The organism is Streptomyces herbicida (assembly GCF_032656585.1).
GTDB lineage: Bacteria > Actinomycetota > Actinomycetes > Streptomycetales > Streptomycetaceae > Streptomyces > Streptomyces herbicida.
This window is the reverse complement of the sequence record NZ_JAUYWJ010000002.1, coordinates 245,467-263,172: the sequence shown is the minus strand read 5'-3', so window position 1 is coordinate 263,172 and position 17,706 is coordinate 245,467. Positions and strand designations below refer to the sequence as shown.

At 61.3% G+C, this 17,706-nt stretch carries 13 protein-coding genes; 5 read left to right on the top strand and 8 right to left on the bottom strand.

Annotation, left to right across the window (positions count from 1 at the left end; genetic code table 11):
• Positions 1-89: 89 nt before the first annotated feature.
• Positions 90-1,526 carry a DNA phosphorothioation-associated putative methyltransferase gene (locus tag Q8A52_RS04885; protein WP_316749194.1) on the top strand — a complete coding sequence of 479 codons (1,437 nt, stop codon included), beginning with the start codon at positions 90-92 and terminating at the stop codon, positions 1,524-1,526.
• A gap of 9 nt (positions 1,527-1,535) precedes the next feature.
• On the opposite strand, the gene dndA is transcribed toward Q8A52_RS04885, so the two are convergent.
• Positions 1,536-2,723 carry a cysteine desulfurase DndA gene (gene dndA, locus Q8A52_RS04880; protein WP_316749191.1) on the bottom strand — a complete coding sequence of 396 codons (1,188 nt, stop codon included), beginning with the start codon at positions 2,721-2,723 and terminating at the stop codon, positions 1,536-1,538.
• 211 nt (positions 2,724-2,934) lie between these two features.
• Here dndA and dndB point away from each other — a divergent pair, with 211 nt between their 5' ends.
• The 4 genes from dndB to dndE are packed head-to-tail and all read left to right on the top strand — an operon-like array spanning position 2,935 to position 8,038.
• Complete coding sequence (gene dndB / locus Q8A52_RS04875) at positions 2,935-4,065, top strand: DNA sulfur modification protein DndB (protein ID WP_316749189.1); 1,131 nt, start codon at positions 2,935-2,937, stop codon at positions 4,063-4,065.
• The gene (dndC, locus tag Q8A52_RS04870) at positions 4,062-5,642 is read left to right on the top strand and encodes a DNA phosphorothioation system sulfurtransferase DndC (RefSeq protein WP_316749187.1); all 1,581 of its coding nucleotides are present in this window, start codon (positions 4,062-4,064) and stop codon (positions 5,640-5,642) included. The genes dndB and dndC overlap by 4 nt, the downstream gene beginning before the upstream one ends.
• Positions 5,629-7,671 carry a DNA sulfur modification protein DndD gene (gene dndD, locus Q8A52_RS04865; protein ID WP_316749185.1) on the top strand — a complete coding sequence of 681 codons (2,043 nt, stop codon included), beginning with the start codon at positions 5,629-5,631 and terminating at the stop codon, positions 7,669-7,671. The genes dndC and dndD overlap by 14 nt, the downstream gene beginning before the upstream one ends.
• On the top strand, positions 7,661-8,038 hold the full coding sequence (dndE, locus tag Q8A52_RS04860) for a DNA sulfur modification protein DndE (RefSeq protein WP_316749183.1): 378 nt from the start codon (positions 7,661-7,663) through the stop codon (positions 8,036-8,038). Before dndD ends, dndE begins: the two co-directional genes overlap by 11 nt.
• A gap of 53 nt (positions 8,039-8,091) precedes the next feature.
• Here the strand turns inward: dndE and Q8A52_RS04855 are convergent, their stop codons facing one another.
• From Q8A52_RS04855 to Q8A52_RS04825, 7 genes are all read right to left on the bottom strand, one after another.
• Positions 8,092-8,562, bottom strand: coding sequence for a DNA phosphorothioation-associated protein 4 (locus tag Q8A52_RS04855; RefSeq protein ID WP_316749181.1), 471 nt, complete (start codon positions 8,560-8,562; stop codon positions 8,092-8,094).
• A complete protein-coding gene (locus tag Q8A52_RS04850) occupies positions 8,562-10,619 on the bottom strand; it encodes an AAA family ATPase (protein WP_316749178.1) in 2,058 nt (685 codons plus the stop codon). The genes Q8A52_RS04855 and Q8A52_RS04850 overlap by 1 nt, the downstream gene beginning before the upstream one ends.
• A complete protein-coding gene (locus tag Q8A52_RS04845; protein ID WP_270890792.1) occupies positions 10,616-10,780 on the bottom strand; it encodes a hypothetical protein in 165 nt (54 codons plus the stop codon). Before Q8A52_RS04845 ends, Q8A52_RS04850 begins: the two co-directional genes overlap by 4 nt.
• Before the next feature lie 38 nt (positions 10,781-10,818).
• Entirely contained in the window at positions 10,819-12,963 is a 2,145-nt protein-coding gene (locus Q8A52_RS04840; RefSeq protein WP_316749173.1) for a DEAD/DEAH box helicase family protein, read from the bottom strand.
• 2 nt (positions 12,964-12,965) lie between these two features.
• Complete coding sequence (locus Q8A52_RS04835; protein WP_316749171.1) at positions 12,966-14,867, bottom strand: Lsr2 family DNA-binding protein; 1,902 nt, start codon at positions 14,865-14,867, stop codon at positions 12,966-12,968.
• A 337-nt stretch (positions 14,868-15,204) separates the two neighbouring features.
• Positions 15,205-16,947: an ATP-binding protein gene (locus Q8A52_RS04830; protein WP_316749169.1), complete on the bottom strand. Its 1,743-nt coding sequence runs from the start codon at positions 16,945-16,947 to the stop codon at positions 15,205-15,207.
• Positions 16,948-17,151: 204 nt separating this feature from the next.
• On the bottom strand, positions 17,152-17,619 hold the full coding sequence (locus Q8A52_RS04825; protein WP_316749167.1) for a hypothetical protein: 468 nt from the start codon (positions 17,617-17,619) through the stop codon (positions 17,152-17,154).
• Positions 17,620-17,706: the final 87 nt, after the last annotated feature.

The window sequence follows — 17,706 nt, the reverse complement described above, 5'->3', positions numbered from 1 at the left end:
TCAGCTGATGAGCTAGCGATTGCCCCCCGTGCTGATCTGTCGGCTACTACTCTGCGACCATCCCAACTCCCCGCAAATGCGAGGACGCCATGCAGCAGACCTGGAACAGCGAACGCCGTCTCACTGCAATCGGACGCGCTGCACTCTCCGTCCCCGCTCGCCAAGCGCTTGCAGACCGACAGCTCATTCCGGAGCGGACGATCCTCGACTACGGCTGCGGGCGAGGCGACGACGTGCGCGCACTCGAGCGGCTCGATTGCCGGGTCACGGGTTGGGATCCGTACTACCGGTCAGAGACGAAGCTGGAGCGGGCCGACGTCGTGCTCCTCACCTACGTGCTCAACGTCATCGAGGATCCCGCGGAGCGCCGCCACACCCTGATGCAAGCGTGGCAGTTGGCTAACACCGTCCTCATCGTCTCCGCGCGACTCACCTGGGAGAAGTCCAAGGTTCGGGGGCAGGAGTTCGGTGACGGTCTCATTACCAGTCGGCAGACCTTCCAGCACCTCTTTGGGGCCAGCGAGCTGAGAGATTACGTCGAGGAAGTCACCGGCACCCGTTGCGTCTCAGCGTCCCCCGGCGTCGTTTACGCCTTCAAAGACGACTCGGCGCGGCTCAGCTACCTGGCCCAGCGCATCGTCCCAGATGCTGAATGGTTGGCCTCTGAAGACACTACGTCGGCTATCGCCGCCGTTATCGATCACGTAGAGCGGCGAGGACGCCAGCCCCGCGTCGAGGAGATGCCACGTCCGGTAGCGGAGCTTCTTGCCCACATGAAGCCGAACGAGCTCAGGCGTCTCGTCCGCGACTCCGCCGACCCCGAGAAGATCTCGGAAGGGGCCAAGCGGACAACGCTCAACACGCTGCTCTTCCTCGCCGTTGAGTTGTTCCACAGGCGAGGCCCCTTCAGCAGCCTCCCCTTCAACGTTCAGCTCGATGTGCGTAGCTTCTTCTCGTCGTACAAGGAAGCGTGCCAACGCTCTGACCGGCTTCTCCTCAAGCTCCGCGACGACACCTACATCCGCGGCGCGATGAATGCCTCAGCCGTCGGCAAGCTGACTCCCACGGCCTTGTACGTACACCGGCGCGCCGTCGACCACATGCCGACAGTGCTCCGCCTCTACGAACACTGCGCCTCGATCGCGGCCGGCCGACCGCAGGAGTGGACGATCGTGAAGCTCAAGCACCAAGGCCGCGCCGCAAGTTGGCTCGACTATCCGGACTTCGACAAGGATCCGCACCCGCGGATCCTGTCCTCCTACCACGTTGATCTACAGACGCTGGCGACTTCGCACACGTCGTACGCGAACTCGACGAACCGCCCCCTGCTCCATCGGAAGCACGAGTTCCTGGCTCAAGACGATCCTGATGTTCCCCGATACCGGCGACTCACAGAATCCGAGCTGAGGGCGGGCCTGTACGAGCACCCACACCTCATCGGTACCGAGAACGGCTGGGAGGCTGAGCTGATCCGGTGCGGCCGGGAGCTACGCGGTCACCGCCTGGTGCGCCGCACTGCGGGATAGCACCTCCGCTCACAAAGCTTCGGCCTGAATCTCCGCGATCGTCTTGGCAAGCTGTTCGGCATCGAAGCTGGGAGCTTCGCTGGGGAACCACGAGAAGCGCAGCCCGTTCGTTGCCACTTCCTCCGGCAGCCCCATTGCAGTCAGTACGTGACTTGGCGTGTATGAAGCGCTCGTGCACGCCGATCCCGTCGCGACTGCCACCTGATCCTTCAGTCGAACGATCAGCCTCTCAGCGTCCTGGCCGTCGAAGGACACGTTGAGGATGTGCGGCACGGAATGGTCCGCATCCCCGTTGATCCGGAAACGAGTGCGGCTAAGTGCGGTGAGGAGCTCTTCCCGCATAGCCCTGGCTTGCCGCTCCCAGCTCGCATGCTCAGCATGGAAGATCTTCGCTGCTTCCAGGAGCCCCATGATCAGAGGAACAGGCAACGTTCCGGGACGGAGCTTTCGCTCCTGACCGCCGCCGAACATGATCGGCTGCAGCGGTACTTTGTCCCAGCCCCGCCGTCGGATCACGAGTGCGCCCACGCCCTTCGGCGCCCCGATCTTATGGCCGCTGATGCTGATCATGTCGATGGGTGCCTTCAAGTCTTGCGGGACCTTGGCGTATCCCTGAGCCGCGTCCACATGCAGATAGGTCTGTGTCTTCCGCAACTCCTCCGCCAGCTCCGCTACTGGCTGGATGACGCCCGTCTCGTTGTTCACGTGCATCAAGGACACGAGGAGCGTGTCGGGGCGCAGCCTCTCCAGCACAGCTTCCTTGGAGATCCGTCCCGAGGGACCAGGCTCCAGGAAGTCGACCTCGAATCCTCGGCTCTGGAGATGGAGGAGGGGTTCGATGACCGCCTTATGCTCAATGGCGGATGTGATGATGTGCCGTCGCCCGGACTCTTCGCCGTACGCTGCGAGCCCCAGCAGGGCAATGTTGTTGGACTCAGTCGCACCGCTTGTGAAGATCAGATCTTTCGCTTTGGCTCCGACGGTGCTGGCGAGGAACTCCCGGGCTTCCTGCACCGCCCTCTTCGCCCGCAGACCGTACTCGTGGGTGCGGCTCCCCGCATTGCCGAAATCTTCCGTCATCCAGTGGAGCACCACGTCCGCCACCCGGGGGTCGACACGAGTCGTTGCTGCCACATCGAGGTACGCCACCACAGCGATCCACCAACCTTGCTGATCCTCAGCGAGCTTGTACGTCAAGTCGTTAACGTACACACGTTAGCGGGCAGCGTCTGTCGCACGCCCCGTGAACGTCAACACCGACTCAGCCCGACACCTTCCCCGGGGGCATGGGCAGCGGACTGCCCCCTATCCTTCGATGGCACCCGTACGTCAGTCTGGGCGTGTCGCACGCAAGCGATCCTTGGTGTGTACGTTAAATAGCTGACGTACTTGCGCTAGAGTTGCCGAAGTGCAGACCCAAGCAGCGGCCAAGATCGTCAGTCCCAGGACCTCCGCCGGCTTCGAGTACACGTTCCCCGCCATCCGCGGGATCCAGGCGGGACGCGAGTTCTACGTCTCGATGTGCCCCCTGCGCCTGATCCCGAGGATCTTCCACCTCGACGAGGACGAGCTCACTCCTGAGATGCGTGCCCAGCGCGTCCTCAACAAGGGGCGGCTCCCTGCTCTGACGAAGTACATCCTGGACAATCCGGACGACTACGTCTTCAGTGCGCTCACGGCATCAGTTGACGGAGACATGGACTTCGAGGGGCATGCCACAGAAGGACCCGGCATGCGCACGGGGCAGCTCCACATCCCCATGGATGCCAGGTTCCTGATCAACGACGGCCAGCATCGCCGCGCCGCCATCGAGCAGGCGCTGAAGGAGAATCCCGATCTGGGAGACGAGACCATCGCGGTGGTCTTCTTCCATGATGCGGGGCTCGCCCGGAGCCAGCAGATGTTCGCCGACCTCAACCGGCATGCCGTCCGCCCGGCCCGCTCCATCGGCGTCCTGTACGACCACCGTGACGAGGAGGCCAAGCTCGCCCGGCTCCTGTCACTGCGCTCGCACGTCTTCAAGGGCTACGTCGAGATGGAGAAGAGCAACCTCTCCGCCAGGTCACGCAAGATGTTCACACTCAGCGCGCTCTACTACGGCAGTCAGGCGCTGCTCCAGGGCCTCGACTTGAAGCCGGACGAAGCCACTGAGCTTGCTCAGGCGTACTGGGAGACCATCGATGCGGCCATCCCTGAATGGGAGATGGTGAGAACGCGGGAGCTCTCCGCTTCGGAGATGCGGCGAGACTATATCCATAGCCACGGAATCGCGTTGCACGCTCTGGGGCGCATCGGCAATTCCTTGTTTCGCGAATCAACGAGTGTGGCGAAATGGAAGAAGCGCCTGGCCCCACTCAAAGCGGTGGACTGGTCGCGGTCAAATGGCGACTGGGAAGGGCGGGCAATCGTCGGCGGGCGTGTTTCCAAGAGTCATCAGAACGTAACCCTTACCGTGAACTATCTGCGTCACCATCTCGGCCTCAGCCTCAGCCCTGAAGAGCAGCGAGTTGAAGACGCGTACCTGCGAGGCGACGCATGACCATCCCTCTTCCTCTCTCCATCACGCCAGTGCGGCGCAAGCCCTTCGGCGGGCGGTCCCTCACTGAGGTTACTGGGGAGCTGACCGATGAGATCCGCGAGCTCTACACCGCGGACGAGGTTCCCTGGGTGATTGGTTATAGCGGTGGCAAGGACTCCACGGCTGTCCTCCAATTGGTGTGGCTTGCCTTGCAGTCGCTGCCGGCGGAGCAGCGCACCAAGCCGGTGCACGTCATCAGCACAGACACGTTGGTCGAGAACCCCGTCGTCGCGGCATGGGTCACTCAGTCCCTTGAAACGATGGGTGCCGCGGCTGAGGAGCAGGGTCTGCCGATCGAGCCCCACCGACTGACGCCCAAGATAAAAGACACCTTCTGGGTCAACCTCATCGGCCGCGGCTACCCGGCACCCCGCCCCAAGTTCCGCTGGTGCACTGAGCGGTTGAAGATCAAGCCGTCGAATACCTTCATTCGGGAAGTCGTCGCCGCGCACGGCGAGGCGATCCTCGTTCTTGGTATCCGTAAGGCTGAGAGCCAAGCTCGCGCACGTGCCATGGAGAAGCACGAGAAGCGCCGAGTGCGCGACCGCCTCTCCCCGAACGCCAACCTGCCCAACTCGCTCGTCTACAGTCCTGTTGAGGACTGGACCAACGACGACGTGTGGGAATTCCTGATGCAGCAGCCCAACCCTTGGGGCTACTCCAACAAGGACCTCCTCACGATGTACCAGGGCGCTTCCAGCGACGGCGAGTGCCCGCTGGTCGTCGACTCGACAACACCGTCCTGTGGTTCCAGTCGCTTCGGTTGCTGGACATGCACGCTTGTTGAGCAGGACAAGTCGATGTCCGCGATGATCCAGAATGACGAGGAGAAGGACTGGATGGAGCCTCTCCTCGAGCTTCGTAATGATCTAGATGCCCCCTTCGGGTTCATCGAGGACGAGGATGACCCGGAACTCCCTCCAGGTAAGAAGGTTCCGTACCCGCGTCCAGACAAGCCTGCTCGGGACTTCCGTCGCATGAACGGTAAGATCCAGCTGTTCAATGGCGAGGCCATTCACGGACCGTACCGTCAGGATTTCCGAGAGAAGTGGGTGCGCAAGCTCCTATCCGCCCAGACCTGGATCCGTGCCAACGCTCCTGAGCATGTGCAGAATATCGAGCTGATCACACTCGACGAACTTCACGAGATCCGTCGGCTCTGGGTCTTCGAGAAGCATGAGGTAGAGGACTCCCTACCTCGGATCTACAAGGAGGAAACGGGAGAGGACTTTCCCGGCGATCCTCTCGATAATCAGCTCGTCATGGGCGCCGACGAGATGGAGATCCTCGAAGAGGTCTGCGACGGTGACGAAATCCACTTTGCCATGGTTCGTGAACTCCTTTCCGTCGAGCGTCGCTACCGCACCATGACTCGACGAGCAGGTCTTTTCAAAGCCCTTGAAGACACCATCACAAGGGGTTATTACGCCGACCATGACGATGCCGTCGAGTTCGCCCGACGTAAGCAGCAGCTCCGCGTTGACACGCCGACCTACATGACTCTGGACGAAGAGACCATCACCGATGCTCCTGCATAAGATCACCCTTGAAGAGTTCGGGGCATACAGCGGGAAGCAGACCCTGAACCTACTGACCAAGAAGAATCGCCCGATCATTCTGATCGGCGGGCTCAACGGTTGTGGGAAGACCACTCTGCTCGATGCCATTCAGCTCGTTCTGTACGGTCCGCGAGCCCGTTGCAGCGGGCGCGGCAACCGGGCATATGACACGTACCTGCGGGAGAGTATCAACCGGAAGGCGGATTCCACCCGAGGCGCTGGAATCACCGTTGAGTTCACGGTTCCAGTTGAGGGACAGGAGCACTACTACAGGGTCGCACGGAGCTGGCGTACGAGCGGAAAGTCCGTCAAGGAATTCCTCACCGTCTTCGTCGACGAGACCTACGGTGAGAGGGCTAGGTCCAGTCGTCGTGCAGTGACGCCCGAAGTCAAGCCCAGTCCCGTGCTGAGCGCGAACTGGGCCGATCACATCGAAGATCTGCTGCCACTCGAAGTTGCTTCCCTTTTCTTCTTCGACGGCGAGAAGATCGAATCCCTCGCTGACCCGGAGCGCGCGGCCTCCGTGATCGAGTCCGCGGTCCAGTCGCTCCTTGGCGTCAGCACAGTGGAACAGCTTCGTGCCGACCTGGTCGCACTTCAGCGGCGCCAGCGCCTGTCAGGTGAGGACCAAGAGGTACTGGACAAGATCCAAAACCAAGAGCGTGAGTTTGAGTCTGCGGATCGGGACGTCGAAGTCGCTAATCAGGAATTGTCCAGGCTACGTACTCAGTCTGACAAGGCCAAAAAGGATCTTGCCGCAGTCGAAGCTGCCTTCAAGAGTGAGGGGGGCACGCTCTTCGAGCGACGAAAGGAACTGGAGAGTGAACGGGATCGCGTAGCCCAGCAGCTCGCCGATATCAGAGCAGCTCTCGTGAATGTCGCTGCGGGCCCGCTTCCCCTCCTGATGCTTGGCAAGCAGCTCGACGAAGTGCGCGCGCAGGCAGAACGTGAGCAGGCTGCTGCTCAAGCAGGCCAAGTTCTGGGAGTGTTGGAGCAGCGCGATCAGTGGATCCTCGAACTGCTCGGTGATGATGTGCCCACGCAAGCTCGTGATGCGGTACTCAAGAAACTAGACGCGGACCGGAAGAAGCGGACGAAAACTGCCAAGCTCGAGGTCAACTTCGATCTCCCGCATAACGCACTCTCTCAGCTGTCGGCGCTCGACCAGGTTCTGCTGAGCGATACCGCCCGTGCTCAGGATCTGCTCCATGCAGCGGCTGAAGCCGCTGAGCACCTGGATCAGTTGAAGCTTCAGCTCGAGGGCGTCCCTGCCAAGAGCAAGGTGGCGGCACTTCAGGCAGCACGGGGCCAGCATCAGGACGCCGTGGCCGTCGCTCGAGCCGCAGTGGAGCGTGCCGAGGAACGGGTCGCCGAACTCAAGCGCCGTCGAACGAACATCAGTGATGCCCTGGAACGCAGCCACCAGGAGCGCGTGAAGACCTTGATCAGGGCTGAAGAAGTCCAGCGCATCATCACGTACTCCGAGAAGGCGCGAGGAACCCTGGAGCGTTTCGGCGGGGCGCTCCTCAAGCGCCACATCAGCCGCCTTGAAGTCGCCGTTCTACAGAGTTTCAACGAGCTGATGCGAAAGAACGGGCTCATCCGGGACCTTCGCATCGACACCGACAGATTCACGATTTCTTTGTCGGATGCCGATGGTGAGCCCATCGACCCGGGTCGCCTCAGTGCCGGCGAGAGGCAGCTACTCGCTGTCTCTCTCCTGTGGGGGCTCGTGAAGGTTGCGGGCAATCGTCTGCCGAGCGTCATCGACACTCCACTCGGACGACTCGACAGCCGCCACCGCGAGCACCTCGTCGAGCGCTACTTCCCGAACGCGAGCCACCAGGTGCTGCTGCTCTCCACCGACGAGGAAATCGACGAGCACCTGCTCGGGCGACTCAAGAAATCGATCGCCCACACCTACACCCTGGTTCACGACGACACCACGTTTACCACCACCGTCGAGCCCGGCTACTGGTGGAACACAGGAGAGCAGCATGTCGCTTGATACAGTCCGGCTCTCGCAGCCGGCGCGCGACCGACTCGTACGGCTGAAGCGCACCACAGGTATTACTCAGTGGAACGTCCTGTGCCGGTGGGCTCTGGCACTGTCGCTCAAGGACCCCTCCACGCCGCTGGTGAAGGACATCGTCACTGATTCCAACGTCGAAATGACGTGGAAGACCTTTGCTGGCCAATATGGCGACATCTACCTGGCGTTGCTCAAGGAACGCTGTCTGACCGATGGCGAGGAGCCCACGGACGAAGCCGTTGCCAAGGCACTGGTCGTCCATCTGCACCGAGGCATCGGCTACCTCGGTGGCAACAAGGACATGCAGACCATCGAGGGCATCGTGTCTGCGGCCGCAGCTTGATGCTGCTGCACAGCAAGCTGGGGGCGACGTTCTGACGTCGCCCCCAACCATTCTCACCAGTCGAGTTGAGCCTCCTCGAGCATGCCCGAGACAGAGACCTCTTCCGACGCCGGCGAAGTGGTCAGAGCATCCATCATCAAGTTGCTGACGATCGAAACGAAGTCACGTCGGCCACTTGCGTTCAACTCACCCTGCAGGTACTGCAGGCCCCCGTTGGCGTACTCCTCGAAGATCAGCATCCGTTCCTTGAGCCGGTCATCACCCAGGATCTTGGCGTCCTCGGAGACCTCGGCCGCAGCGATCAAGTTGACCAGTACATCGCCGTACGTGCGGTTCTCCAAGAGGGCAAGCCGGATGGGCTCGCCGGTCTTGTCGAATGGAACGCGCCGTCCCTTGCTCTTGCCCAGGGCCGCCGCAAACATCATCGCGTCGACCATCGCGCGGAACGGCCCGTCCTTGCCGGTCAGATCAGTGAGCAGCTTCTCGTGCTCTGCAGGGCGCCGAAAGCGCTCCTCCACGGCCATCAGACAGTCACCTCTTCCAGGACGGTGTACTCGAAGTCTCCCCGGGTGACGTACGGGACAGCCCGGTTGTTGATCGTGATGAACTGCTCCTGCGCGTCCGGCTTCGACGTCACAGACCGCAGGACATACATCCGTGTGGCCGCCGCCTGCAGATGCTCCATGACCTTGTCGCGCGACTGAGACTGGGAGATCAGCGTGACGATCTGCGAGGTCAAACGGGGGAGCGACTCTGCCACCTGATCCTGGTACTCGATGTCGAGGTTTCCGAACGGTGCATCCATGACGACTGGGTAGATACCGCCTTCACTCAGCGTCTCGCCCCCTGCCTTCGCCTTCCGGTCATGGATCTCCTTGGCCATCTCCGCGACCGCACCCACGAACGACAACCCGAGGAGCTGGTTCTCGCCCGTGCTTCGAATCGCCGCCGGGCCACCCGCGGTTGCCTGCAGCTCCAGTTCGAAGGACGGCTTGAGCTCGGGCGCGAACGGCTTGATGCAGATGCGTGAGAAGACACTCTTCACCTTGGCATCGAGCTGCTGACGTACTTCTTCGGTCTTCACGTTGAGGATTCGGCGGAACGCCTCCAGGACCTCTTCCACGAGGTCCACTTGGCGCTGGACACGGCGTGCTTCCTCATCCTGAGCCTTCGCGGAGCTGAACCTACGCTTCAGCTGCTCGATCTCTGCGTCGAGATCATCCAGCTCAGTCTTGGTGAGCCGGTGACTCGTATCCGCTTCGAGTCGCTTCTCGTAGTACTCCTTGCGCTTCTGCTCAAGGCGCTGGACGTCGATGACGTCAACCCCCTCAAGCTGACGATCGATGTCGCTCTTCTCTGCGTCGATCCGATTGATCGTTCCTTCGACTGCCAGGATGTCCTGAGCGATTCCGCGCAAGTCTTCGAGGAGCTCACGCCGAGCGTCGGCGAGATCGGCAGTCTTGCCTCGCAGGTACATCCAACTGCTCTCGACGTCAGCGAGCCCCGCGTTGTAGCGGCGCTCCGCCAGAGCCTCATGACCTGGAGAACCGGGCGGAACGGGGGTGCCGCACATGCAGTAGCCATCCTCCAGTAGCCCGTCGATGTAGTCCCGCTGGATGCCGGCGGGGAGCTCCCGACGCTTCCTCATACCTTCGGCGAGGTTGATGACGACCTCGTCAACTCCTCCGGTGAAAGCGATGAAGCTGCGCTTGGACAGGATCTCCCGCTTGCGTTCCTGTAGTTCGCGGTAACGCTCAACCTCCTGCTGAAGGTCTGCGTCGAGCCTGGCTCGCCGCTTCTGCAAGGGCGCAGCCTTGCCGTTCTCCAGCAGCGCCTTACTGGCAGCATCTACCTCTCGCTGGTAGCTGGAGATGTCTTCGGACAGCTTGAGCCGCTTGGCATGAACGGCCAGCTTCCGCTGTTCAAGCTGTTCTTTCTCATCCGCCAGGGCTTGCAGCCTGCTGTCGCCGCTCTTCCCGGCCTCTTTGGCGAGCTTTCGTGAGGCGGCCGGGAGATGAACATCGATAGCGCGCTCGATAGTCTCCAAGCCCAGCAGCGTCTTGATCGCGCTCTTGACCTCCTCGCTTCCGTCATCGGTGAACATGCGCTCCATGCGTTCACCGTTGAAGAAGAAGAATCGGCGCAGGCCCTCGGGGAGGATCTTCTCGATCCGGTCTTGCCCGTTCTCGACCCGGAAGCTCTCGCCCAGGCGGGTTTCGGTAACCACCAGCCGCGGATCCGGCAGGTCTTGGTCCTCCGTGGTCTTGTTCACTGCGACTACGCGCTGAACGGTGAACACGCCACCGTCGTGTTCGAAGTCCAGCTGAACTGATGCGCTGACAGGCGAGTCGAACGGTGTCTCCGCCCAAGCGTGATCATTAATGATGCGTTCCTGGCGTTCTACGTCTTTCGAGAATGTTCCGTAGAGTGCCCAGCCAAAAGCATTGAGCAATGTGGTCTTGCCCGCACCGTTGTTGCCGAAGATCAGGACGGCAGGTTTCCCTTCCGCTACATCCAGGTGCAGTACGTGCTTCCCGTAGAAGACCCGGAAGTTGTCGACCGAGAGCCTCAACAGCTTCACTTGGCCAGCTCCTTTGCAGCCTCGACGATCTTGCCGGTGAGGAGGGTCGGGTTCTTCACGTGGAGGTTCTCCCGCTCCAGCTGAAGAACCCTTTGGGCCAGCCTCTTGCCGTCCTGGGACAGCGCGTTGAGGATGTCCTCAGCGGTCTCCTCGGTACTCATTTCGTTCTCCTCCATAGCGGGTATGACCGGTAGACGACTCAGATGTCCAACAGGCCGAATCGGGTTCGCAGAGGCCGCAGAATGTCCAGGGTCTCAGCTTCGTTCTCTGCCAGCCGAGCGAACTCCGTGACTCTGGTGAGCTCTCGTGCCACCATTCGACGCTCGGTTTCTCGTTGTAGCGCCTCTCCATCGGGCGGGACGACGATGAAGTCGACGATGTCCGCGAGTTCCTTACCAGGTGCACGCCGTAGCACGCGGCCTCGGCGCTGGATGAATTGGCGCGGGTTGGTCGAGCTCGCCAGCAGGTATGCGGTACGGGCATCGGGGACATCAACGCCCTCATCCAGGCATCGCATTGAGAGCAGCACCTGCAGGTCCGTCCCAGAACCAAACCGCTTCAGCAGGTCCCGCCGCTTCTCGCGTGGCGTTTCCGAGGTGTACTTGGCGGCGGGCATACGTAGGTCATGGCCAACCAGCCTGAGGGCTTGTTCAAGCTGAGACGGCTCGTCGGGATCTCCGTCTTCGTAGGCGAGCGGATGCCGGCCCTCGGCGCAGTAGAGGAGCTGATACCAGTCGTCCCTCCGCGCGAGAACCTGCCCACGCAGGGCTGCCAGCTTGCTGCGAGCGTGTCCGAGGATGTTGGAACGCTTACGCAGGAGCATCCCGAGCGGGCTGTCGGCGTCCGCCTCCTCCGTGAATCCTTGGACAGCGAGGATCTTTGCGATCTTCTCGGTCACCTCGGCGTACAAGGCCGTCTCGTCGCTGTCGAGCTCCACAAGCACAGGCGTGTAGGTGTAGCGGCACAGCGCTCCAGCTTTGATGGCATCACCGATGCCCATCTCGAAAACGGCATCCCCGAAGTAGCTCCGTAGCGCCTCGGTGCCTTGATCGTCGAACCAACGCTCTGGCGTAGCGGAGAGGCCGAGGCGGTAAGCAGCGGCCTCAGGCAATCGGTTGCGAAGATGCTTGGCTCCCAGGTTGTGGCACTCATCCGCTACGACCAGGAGGTGGCCTCGATGGCGACGCAGCACACCTTGCAGCGGCTCAGCGCTGAATGTCGCGTTCGTCGTCACGATCACACCGCCACGCGCCGTCCCTAGCGCCAAGGCGTCGACCAAGGAAGAGGCCCGTCGATACCAGGAGTCAGTGGATTCATACGCACGGATCGGAGTAACCCCAAACCGCACGATGTCCTTTGCCCACTGGTCCACCAGGTGCTGGAACGGCGCAACTACCACGGTGAGCAAGGGCTGTTGTCGGCCCTGCAGCAGCTTGGACAGCTGAGCAGCGGCAGACAGAGCAGTCAGGGTCTTACCTGTTCCCGTCGCCATGCGGAGAATGCCGCGGCAGTGGCTGCTGAACCAGTTCTGCACGGCCTGCTTCTGGTAGTCACGCACTTGCAGGTCACTTGGGATTGTCAGTATGGCGCCGGCATCCTCCCGAGGCAGACTCAGTACAGTCCCGTCGAGACGTGGTAGCTGTGGAGTCGGCTGGCCCTCTATCCGCTTGGCACAGGCTTCAATCAGGGACTTCGCCGCGTTCGTGAACCCAATGACACGCAGCCGATCTGTTCGATCAGCCCAGAGATCGTCAAAGTCCCTGCTTATGCGAGCAGCTCGTTCGTTGTCTCCGGGGTACCAACTGCGAAACACTTCGATCGATTCGAAGTTCCCCACCAGTCCAGGAAGTGTCTCGTTCGCACTCCCCTTGAATGCCACCAAGTCTCGTTTATCGCGGAACACTCCGATCTTCTCGTGATACATGCCAACTCGATTGCCCGAAGTCACGTACGCCAACTTGATGTCCAGGCGCCCATCCGCAACCAACGTCCCCAGCATCCCCAGACCCGCCGCAGCCCGGGGATCACGGCAGGCGTCTTCCAGATCCCGCAAAGCGGCCTTCTCCAGGACAGCTCGGAGCGCGTATCCAGCTTCAATCTCGGCGACGTCATCCGGGCGCAACTGCGGCGAGGCAACGATCCGCATCTTGCCGCCTCGGTCCGCAAAGTTCCCCACCCCCCGTCCGAGAACAGCAAGCACCGATGCGCTGAAGTAGCCCACCGCACGGTCATAGCTTGATGCAGCAGCCAGCGCAGGAGCATAGAACTCAACAGCAACGTCATTGCGGTCACTGCGATAGTCACCCTGGAGACCAGCTGCCCTCAGCGTCAGATCTGCGCTCATGCTCAAAGTCCCATCAGATTCATCAGGTCATCGGTTGAAGGGCCATCATCGGGCCGGTCTCCCTCGGGGCCGGCTGCGGTGCCATCAGCCAAGGCCAGTTGCTCAGGGTCGGTACCGGACCGGAGCTCCACCAGCTTCTGCACGACGCCGCCACGTGCAGTGAAGGGTGGCCTAGAGATGACTTGTCTCAGGCTCGACTCATTGATCGCAAAATCCCGGGTTAGGATGCGAATGAGTTCGGACGTAGCTACGACGCCGCCAGCTTTATCGAGTTCCTCTTCAACGAGATCTTTGATAGTTGTGTACGGGCGCATGCCCCACTCAGCAAGTGCCCACGCATCGACGTCGCTGCGGACGAAGCGCTGGTCAAGGGCGAGTTGGACCTTCAGTGATCGCACGTTCACGCCCTCCCCCATTTTGCTGGCGAGAGTCTGAGAAGCCAGGGGGTGCTCAGCTGCCTGAAGGACTTTCAACGCTCTCTCCTTGAGGGAGCGATAAGAGGTACCCGCATCCTCACCCGTTGGTGCCGCCGGCGCGAGCGCCGCGGGAACCCAGCTCTCCTCACTGACTTTCGCGCCAAGAATCTGATGCGCTTGCTGCCGGAAGGGATCTGGCAAGTCATCAGCCCTCATCAGCAGCGAGCCGAGGCTCTCTTGCGGTTCGTGCTCGCGTACGTAGGACGCCAAGTTCTGCAACGCATCGGAGAGATCAGAAGCGTAGCGGTTGCCTGCTGAGGCACCAGTGGAATCGTCCCCTCCCTCGTCCTTATCCTCAGCTGCTCGACCAGATCCCGTCTTCGTCGCGGCTTCATAGGCTTCCAGGACCGCAGTAGGTATCCGTCCTCGATCACGCACCGTATAACCCTGTTCACGGGCCCACTCGCGAACACTTGGACCGTCCAATCCCGGGCCAGCCGAGGACGTTGACAGCCCTCCGGTGGTCATCGGCAGATCATCGTCCAGATCCGATCCGTCTGAGTCCTCGAAACCACCACCTACGTGGTCGCCCGGCGGCAGGAGCGCCTCTGCGGGCGCTTTGTCTTGAGGTGCTTCAATTTGGCCATCAGCACATGGGTAGCCACAGAAATGCAGCCACGGCGCGAGATCCTCCACCTCCACCCCGTACTTGGTCAGCAATCCGCCGGCAACGCCTTGGGACATGACCTCCCCCGGTTCGAGGCTGAGAGCTTCCCTCGTCCTCTGTTTAACCTGCTCAAGGTCCCCCTGAAAGAGCCAGTCCCCAACTGTGGCTACCGTCCTCCGGATCCCCAGGAGCAGTGAAAGCAGAGTCAATTCCGTTCCCGATACCCCGCCTCCGAGCCATGGTTGACTTCTGAGCAAAGCCTGGCGACGGATGGGCGACGCTGTTGCTGCATCGAAGGCATCGAGAACGTCAGTCAGCGCCTGAGAATCCGCAGCTGCCGCCTCAAGTTTCCTCGGCAAAGCCTCACAGATCTCCTGCATTCGACTGCGCAACGTGTGATGTTGCACCGCCAAAGTACTCAATGACCTCGGCTGATCGGTGCAGAGATTCGAGACAAGTACATCCTGCTCGCGATCGTCCAGCTCGCCGAACCATTGGATGAGTGCGGCTCCGGGGTCAGCCACATGTGACGCCCCGTTCTCTGAGAGGGCGCAGCGCACAAGGATGCCAAGCAATTCCACAACAGACCCGCGCCTCGGGTAACCCAGAAGATCTTGAAGAGAGTGCGGAGTACGCCCCATCAGTTCGCCTGCGCTCCGAACGTTCGCGGCGGCAAGGGCCAGCTGACGCTGGGGATCCGGATCCACGTCCTGCAGCAGCAAACTCGGGCTCAGCGTTGGAAGGAGATCCCCGATCCGTTCGAAACCCAAGGTACGAGTCCCCAAGAGCACCGAGCCCAACAGGTCGAAGACGTCGTCCATATCCGAACGCCGCGAGCTAGTCTCGGCGGGAGTCTCCTTTGTCCACCACTCCGCCGGACCCCCGAGCCGCTGCATGGCTATGAGGTCCTGAGCACCTAGGCGTTCCATCCAGGGGAACAGAACGACCCAGGTGCTGGTCGGTGATGCGTGGTGTGAAGACATGTCTTGTCCTTGCTGCAGCTCGTGGCACATCTGGAGGGTTCCATGGGAGAGCCCTCGAGGAGAGGTCTTTCAGGCCATGCGCCAGGCATGAAAGGTACATATCGGGATATACGAGGAACGGCCGCTTCCCTGCCCGCGCTAGATGTGGGGGAGGGGCTCGCGCCAGCTGGGCGCGTCAGTCCTTGAATCGCTCCTTCACATACTCCTCGGTGAACATTCCCCAGTAGCTACGCAGGTGGTCGAACTGGTCGGTGTTAGGGTGCATCCCCTCGGCGCGCGCGAATGCAATGAGGAGCAGGTCGATTGCAATCTCCGCCTTTCGAGCGAGATCGATCACTTCCTCCGATGTGATTTCTTCCGCACCTTCATCGGCAACCTTCTTCAGTGGTGCATAAACATCACGGAAGAAGGCGTGCCGTTGATTGATCTTGATCACCGACCTGCCGTTTAGATGCTCAATGTCCATCATTTCCTTGCCAGGCCATGAGCTGTCCAGCAGAGTTACCTTCTTGCTTCGGATCTGCTCCTTGATCTGCTGGATTTTTGCTGCATGCTCCGGTTCCTGCGGATCCAGCTTCGCGTCTACGACTGCTTGATCCGCGACCTCTTGTTCCTTCTCCGGGGAGGTGTTGCGACCGGCTACGCCCTCCGGGAGGCTGCGACGAGATTCAGCACTCTCGACGGTCTCCATGCTGAGTGCATGTGCCCCTTGCTCCGTTCCCTGGACAGCTTCACGCTGGCGCCAGAAGGCTCGGATATCGGCACGGGCCTTCCTCACCGGGCGATCAAGCCACACACGCAGTTCTTGCCTCAACTTGCTGACCGGCTCGGCGCCGCGCTTAACATGCCGAACTTGGAAATACTCATCCAGCTCGGCAGGAAAGCTGACCTCTATTCCAATGTACCGATTTACCTTGTCGGTGCGCCCACCGGGGAGTAGGCGAGGAACCACATCGTAATAGATTTCGCGATCGTTGCGGAGGATGCTGACCTTGCCCGCGTTCTCGTCGCTGATGTGGAACTCTCGGATATCCCGGTCGGCGAAATCCTTGTTTCCGCCGGCGCCCTCCTTTGGGCGAAACTCTTCTGGAACGAGGGTAACCGTCACGTGGACTTTGTAGCCGTCCACCTCCAGATCTGCCTCTTCCACGATCACGCCACGCGGATCGAGCGGCTTATATCGATTGATGATCCGCGGGTTGTCCATGAGGAACAGCGGGTCATGGAGGGTAATCACCTTGCCGTCGAGCTCAAAGACTCGCCCTGTATCGATGTACTTCCGATACGCGCGAGCAATGAACTTGCGTAGGTCTTCGATCCGCTCCGGGAGCGACGTGCGGTATCGCCCTCGACCCTGGAGCCGGTCGATCTTGCCGAAGATCACAACCGTGCCAGAGGTGAACGCTTCGCCGTTCCGGTCCCGCATCAACCTCTCAGCAGCAGCGGGCCAACTCTGCGCAATGGTTGTCGATGTGTACTCCTGCCGGCCATCGCGGATCTCTTCCAGATCGAAGTAACTGTGATAGATCCGCGGATCGTTCGCTCGCTTCGAGTACACGTCAATGCGCTCGCCAAGGCTCAGTGCGGCGAGCTTCAATCCCACACCAAAACGGCCCAGCCCCTTCCTCTGCCCGTAACGCGTGCTGTACCCCATCGACAAGATGTGATGCAGGATCGATGGATCAATCCCGGTTCCATTGTCCGCAAAGATCAGCTCATCGATCGATTTCTTGTCCTCCGAGAACACGGGGACAAGTCGCAAGACTGTGGCACCTGCCTCGATCGAGTTATCCAGCGGCTCGCCAGCTGCTGCGGTCAGATCGAAGCCCGAGTCCCGCATGGACTCCAGAGCCCTGTCGACCTGAATCAGATCCGCTCGGGATTCCTCAGGGGACAGGAACAGGGGGTGTGTAGTCACTGGTCTTCCTTTCACACACAGCTGAGCACGCTCAGCTGGGCAGTACGTGCGCCATCGCAGTGGACGACAGATGAGTGATCCCGCTTGGGGTAAGGCAGTCGGTGTGGACGCATCTCAGTCGCGAGCCCGCGTAAGTCGAGGACGTGGACCGGTGAGCGCTGGTGCCGGGCGGACGAACCGCCCGGCACCGCTGAGCGAGCGTCCTCACGCGGCCAGCCCCAGCTTGGCCCATGCCTGACGCGCGACGCGACGGCATCGGCTGATGCGCTCCCGCATGCGCGTCACGGGAAGACAGTGGCGCTCGGACAGAGTCACAGCGTCCTCCCCCGTGGCAAGCGAGCTGAGGATGATCCGGTCGACCTTGCCGAAGGCAGGTTCGAAGCGGATCCACTCCAGCATCTCAATGCGGTGATAGCCCTGCTCCGTGTAGCCCGGTTCGTCGCCTTCGGTGCGGATGTCAGCCCGCGGGGCGATTTCCTTGCGTCGTTCCAGGGTCTCGTAGGCGTGACCAAGGGCGGAGCGGATGCGGTAGTTGGTGGGGACGGTTTCGTTCCCGGGCTTGCGCAGAATCTCGTCCATGGCCCGCTCAATACGGTCCAGGGCATAGCTGTCCGTGGTGTCCATCGCGCGCTGCTGGAGCTCCGCGACGGCAGCCGTGACGGCGTCACTCATCATGTTGTGTCTGCACTCCGATGTCTGATTGCGGGCCCCATGCGGTGGCACGCGTCCGAAGAAGGAGGCGGTGCTGTGTGAAGTTGT

Excerpts from the sequence above, each read along its gene's own strand:
- Q8A52_RS04885 (WP_316749194.1), top strand. The coding sequence starts at position 90 with ATGCAGCAGACCTGGAACAGCGAACGCCGTCTCACTGCAATCGGACGC.
- dndC (WP_316749187.1), top strand. The coding sequence starts at position 4,062 with ATGACCATCCCTCTTCCTCTCTCCATCACGCCAGTGCGGCGCAAGCCC.
- dndD (WP_316749185.1), top strand. The coding sequence starts at position 5,629 with ATGCTCCTGCATAAGATCACCCTTGAAGAGTTCGGGGCATACAGCGGG.
- dndE (WP_316749183.1), top strand. The coding sequence starts at position 7,661 with ATGTCGCTTGATACAGTCCGGCTCTCGCAGCCGGCGCGCGACCGACTC.
- Q8A52_RS04855 (WP_316749181.1), bottom strand. The coding sequence starts at position 8,562 with ATGGCCGTGGAGGAGCGCTTTCGGCGCCCTGCAGAGCACGAGAAGCTG.
- Q8A52_RS04845 (WP_270890792.1), bottom strand. The coding sequence starts at position 10,780 with ATGAGTACCGAGGAGACCGCTGAGGACATCCTCAACGCGCTGTCCCAG.
- Q8A52_RS04840 (WP_316749173.1), bottom strand. The coding sequence starts at position 12,963 with ATGAGCGCAGATCTGACGCTGAGGGCAGCTGGTCTCCAGGGTGACTAT.
- Q8A52_RS04835 (WP_316749171.1), bottom strand. The coding sequence starts at position 14,867 with ATGGACGACGTCTTCGACCTGTTGGGCTCGGTGCTCTTGGGGACTCGT.
- Q8A52_RS04825 (WP_316749167.1), bottom strand. The coding sequence starts at position 17,619 with ATGAGTGACGCCGTCACGGCTGCCGTCGCGGAGCTCCAGCAGCGCGCG.